Origin of the sequence: Geitlerinema sp. PCC 9228, assembly GCF_001870905.1 — a bacterium.
GTDB lineage: Bacteria > Cyanobacteriota > Cyanobacteriia > Cyanobacteriales > PCC-9228 > PCC-9228.
Window position 1 is genome coordinate 1 of sequence record NZ_LNDC01000154.1, and the last position, 5359, is coordinate 5359.

Annotated in this window: 1 protein-coding gene; it reads right to left on the reverse strand. The window is 50.0% G+C overall.

From position 1 onward, the window contains the following. Positions 1-446: 446 nt before the first annotated feature. On the reverse strand, positions 447-4433 hold the full coding sequence (locus AS151_RS16820) for a magnesium chelatase subunit H (RefSeq protein ID WP_071518226.1): 3987 nt from the start codon (positions 4431-4433) through the stop codon (positions 447-449). Positions 4434-5359: the final 926 nt, after the last annotated feature.

Sequence of the window (5359 nt, forward strand, 5' to 3'; positions counted from 1 at the left end):
TGTGTATAAATCACATTTGAGATAGAGGAGTGGGAGGAGTGGGAGGAGTGGGAGGAGTGGGAGGAGTGGGAGGAGTGGGAGGAGGGGGAGGAGGGGGAGGAGGGGAAAACCACAAGAAGTTTTCGCCTTAGCCTGGGGGATTATCGGGTCTTCGCAGTACGGATTTGGTATGAAGCGATCGCTCTTTTATATAAATACAAAAAAGCGATCGCTTTTCGGAACGCTGGGAGCAATTGGGAAAGCCAAGCTATCCCCCGATCGAACTATAGCAATCAAACGGCAAGTTCTGTATGATACGGATTCAGGAAAAACTTGCCCTCAACTTACCGAAGGGAGCGATCGCAATTTTTGCCCAAAAAATCATCAAAAAAATAGGGAAAGGAGGAAATCTGTCCTTCCCAACCTTTCCCTAGTGAGAGCTATATCAAATTACGCTCGAAAGCAACTTACTCGATACCTTCGATCTTATCTTCTACCTCTTGGTACAGCTCCCGCAACATTTCCAAATTCGACTCGCTGGTATCCCAGTAGCCGCGACCGTTGGCTTCCAACAACGTCGTCACCATGCGGCGGAACGAATTGGGATTCATATTCATCAAACGCTCCCGCATCTGTTCGTCTTTAATGAAGGTCTCGTTGGCTTCTTCGTACACCCAGTTATCCACAGCATTGCCAGTTGCAGACCAACCCATGGTATTCACCAGGCGCTTGGAAAGCTCCCGAACACCTTCGTAACCGTGAGATAGCATCCCCTCATACCACTTAGGATTCAGCAACTTGGTACGGGTATCCAAACGCACCGTTTCCGATAGGGTACGCACTTGTGCGTTGGCTGTGGTGGTATCCGCCATGTAAGCCGACGGTTGCTTGCCACCGCGCAGCGAAGAAACCACCTTCGTCGGATCGGAATCGAAATAGTGGGAAACATCCGTCAAGCTGATTTCCGAAGAATCCAGGTTTTGGAAGGTCGCATCCGCCGTTTTCAAGCTCGATTCAAACAACTCGCGGTTTTCCTTCATCATGCCCGGATTGTCGGAGTCAAACGCAAACGACTTGCGCTTGAGATACATTTCCTGCAACTCCGACTCGTCTTCCCAACTGCTGTTTTCCACCGCTAGGTTGACGTTGGCAGCGTAGGAACCGGAAGCATTGGAGAATACCCGCGTTGCCGCCTCGCGCACATTCACGCCCAACTCTTCTGCTTGTTGCAGAGCATGCTTGCGCACGAAGTTCCATTCTTCGGGTTCGTCAGCTTCAGCAGCAATTTTCACTGCCCGATCCAGCAGCGCCATTTGATTGATAAACAAATCGCGGAACACGCCGGAACAGTTAATCACCACGTCTACGCGCGGGCGACCCAACTCTTCTAGAGGAATCAAATCCAACTTGTTAATCCGACCCAAGGAATCGGGTACTGGCTTGACACCAATCATCCACATTACCTGGGCGAGGGATTCGCCGTAGGTCTTGATGTTGTCGGTTCCCCAAAGCATGAAGGAGATGGTTTCCGGTAGCTGACCGTCGTTTTCTGCACGGTAGCGGTCCAGCAATCCATCTACGACCACTTTTGCCGACTTCACAGCGGCAGAAGTAGGAATACCTTGGGGATCCAAGGCGTGCATGTTCTTGCCGGTGGGCAGTACGTTGGGATTGCGGATGGGATCGCCACCAGGTCCGGGGAGAATGTACTCTCCTTCCAACGCCCGCAGCAGCGAACCCAGTTCGTTATCCGCACAAATCTGTTCCAGACAGTATTCTAGATATTCAAACAGGGGTTTGGTTTCTTCTGGGTCCACATTGCAGAAACCAGCGTCAATGAGCGCTTCCATCCAAGGATTGCGCTTGCGCATGTTGAAGAAATTCAGCTTGGTGACCTGGGAAATCCGACCGTCGGCGTCTTCTTGCTGTCGGACCAAAGCCGTGACCGCTTGCCGGGTCGCTTCGGTGATGTCTTGCAGCAACTGCACATCTTCCAAAACGCCCAGGTTGTTGTTGCGGTAGATGTCGTCAATGTCGCGGTTGATGCTTTCTGCAATGGCGCGCGGCAAGGACTTGATGCCCTCTTCTTCACGATCCAAGCTGGCAATGCTTACCAACGTGGCAATGGCTTCTTCCGATGTTGGTGGTTTGCCTACCACGTGCAAGCCACAGGGCAGCAACCGGGAGGAAATCTCCATCAATTTGCTGTAGACTTTGCCAATAAAGCGATCGCATTCTTCCACTTCCATCTCGGAAGCATCTTTTTCCGGCAGGGGAACATCCTGTTCCAAATTCACCAACCGGCATTTTTCCACAATTGTATTCACAATCTGAATCCGGCGACCGCTTTCTTTGAGATTTTGATAAGAACCAATCAGTTCTTCCAACTCTTGCAAGCCTTTGTACAAACCTGCATTCTCTGCCGGTGGCGTCAGATAAGAAATTGTCTCCGCATAGCTGCGCCGCTTGGCAATGGTCGCCTCGGAAGGATTGTTGGCTGCGTAGTAATAGATGTTGGGAATGTTGCCAATGAGATTGTCTGGATAGCAAGACCCAGACATGCCCATTTGTTTGCCAGGCATGAACTCCAGCGAACCGTGGGTGCCAAAGTGCAGCACCGCATCAGCCCCCCAAACTTTTTCTAAGAACGTATAGTAGGCAGCAAAACCATGGTGGGGACTGGCAGAACGGCTAAACAGCAACCGCATGGGGTCGCCTTCGTAGCCAAATGTCGGTTGCACGCCGATGAAGAGATTGCCGAACTCTTTTCCGTAGATCAGCAGGTTTTCGCCGTCGGTATTCAGTTCTCCTGGTGGCGGTCCCCAGTTTTCGTGCAGGCGTTCTGAATAGGGGGTGAGCGCTTCGTACTCCCGAACCGGCATGCGATAGGCAACATTGAGTTCGGGACTGGCGTACTGGGCTGTGAAATCGTGCAGCACTTGCTGCATCAAGTCTTCCGACGATTCGGGGAAATTTTCGATATCGTAGCCGTTGTTCTTCAGCGCCTTCATCACTTCGTAAATGGAGGCAAACACGTCTAGGTACGCCGCCGAACCGACGTTGCCTTTATCTGGCGGGAAGCTGAAGATGGTAATGGCAATTTTCTTATCTACTTTGGGTTTGCTGCGCAGGTTGGCCCATTTCAACGCCCGATGGGCAACTGCTTCTACCCGGTCTTGCAATGCAATAGCCCGACCGGTGGCACCATCGCGACCCGACAAAATAATCGGTTCGATGGCACCGTCGAGTTCCGGAATGGCAATTTGCAGCGCTACCTGTACCGGATGCAAGCCCAAATCGCTTTCTTCCCATTCTTCGGTGGTTTGGAACACCAAAGGCAGCGACACCATGTAAGGACGACCCAGGCGTTTCAAGGACTCAATTGCTTTGGGATGGTCTTGCCGCGCCGGACCGCCTACTAGGGCGAATCCGGTTAGCGATACGACCACGTCCACTAAGGGATTTTGATGGCCTTCTTTCTGATAGGGATTCCAGAAATAGGCATCCACTGGCTTGGAAAAGTCCAATCCACCGGCAAAAATGGGAATTACGCGACCGCCCATGGCTTCGATTTCCTGGACCACCGCTACGTAGTGGGCGTCATCGCCGGTTACTAGGTGAGTCCGCTGCAACACCAAGCCAATGCAGGGGGCTAGGGGGTCTTTCAGTTCGTCGGAAATATCGTCGCGACTGTTATGCCACTGTAAATATTCGCTGACATCCTCAAACATTTTCGGGGCTAGAGGATGCCAAATGCCCATATCGGGGTAAACAACGGGTTCTTGATATTTATAGTTTTCTGGTAGCTCGGTTTTGTTTACGTATTTATCCGCTAGCATTAGCAGGAAGTTTTCCAGATTGTCTGGCGACCCTCCCAGCCAATATTGGAAGCTGAGCATGAAGTTGCGGGCGTCCTGCGCTTTGTCCATGGGGAGGTATTTTAGGACTTTGGGCAGGGTTTGCAACAGCTTCAGCATTCCGTCTTGGAATGAGGAACCGGATTGGTTTTTGCGCTTGCGCATGAATTGCGCGATCGCGCTTTTGCTTTGCCCCAACTGCGCCATGGAAAAGCTGCCTAGTTTGTTGAGGCGCATCACTTGCGGCATGGAAGGGAACACGACTGCCGCATCCAAGCTCTCCCGATGGGGGGATACCGCTTCGACGACTTTATCGGCTAGGTCCTCGATGAAAATCAGAGAACCGATGAAAATGTTGGCTTTGGCAACTTCGTTCTTGAATTCCTCGTAGTTGTCGCTATCGCGAAGTTCTTCAATGAGATAGCCGGAAACTTCCACTGCCACGTGGGGATGGTTTTTGTTGATGGAGCGTACGGCTTCGGATAGTGCGCTTTGATACTGAGGTTCGAGAACGACATAGACCACCCGGATGAGAGAACGACCGGCCAAATTGTCAGGTTCAATATGGCGAATGGTGGACTTGACGTATGTGAACATGCAGGTTGACTCCTTAGACGCTGCGCCGAGAATGAATTTTTTTGTAAAGGGAGAATGACTGGCCTAGCGGGGCGGAAGGGTCCCGCTTGGTAGGGGTTCTTGGTTCTCCCCTACCAAGTATCTATGGACAATGACTGGTTTTTTATCGGGCCCCTCGACAGGCTCAGGGCAAGAAAGCCATCTTTTATGCTCTCAAATATCCATATCCTACACAATGGTGTGGCTACTTCTAACCGGTTGTTTACATTTATTTACAAAAATGCGAGTATTTACTATTGTATATGTAATATGTTATAAAAATACCGCAGCCAATCTCTAGCAAACGGATAATCCGAACCGGCCATCGCAACTACAAGCCGTCACCTTGGCGGCTTTCCTGGCTCTGCGATCGCTGGCGATCTGGTTGCGAATCAATTTGTTTTTCTGCAATTGATGTTTTGCAGTCAGACTGGAAAATTTTATGATTGAACAATATTTTTTTGAAATTGAATCTATTAAATTTAGGGAATACAAGAATTGAAAAATGGATATTTTATGGGTTGGTTTTTAGCAAAAAAGCACTGGTTCCTACGGTCAATCTTTAACCAGAAAATGCCCCCACTTCTGCCGTGGGGGGGTTATAGGGAGCCACTTTAATAGGAATTTTCCAGATTTCACCAAGATCGCAAGTGGGTTGCCAGCAGCGAAAAAAACGAAGTGCAGGGGAAATTGCTATAGCTTTTTTATGCAAATAGTATCAAGTCTTTATTTTTCGTTTATATTTATATAACCAAATAGGGATGCAAAAACCATAAAAAAACACTTGCCTCATGTCTTGGTTTGCCCAGCCAAGCATTACCGCATGAATCGGGAGCTTGAAAGCCCTGACCTTTTAAAGCAGGGATGAAAAGCGACCCGTGCGGCTTTAGCCGCCGTCAAAATCAAGC

Coding starts and splice junctions, on each gene's coding strand:
- AS151_RS16820 (WP_071518226.1), bottom strand. CDS start 4,433: ATGTTCACATACGTCAAGTCCACCATTCGCCATATTGAACCTGACAAT.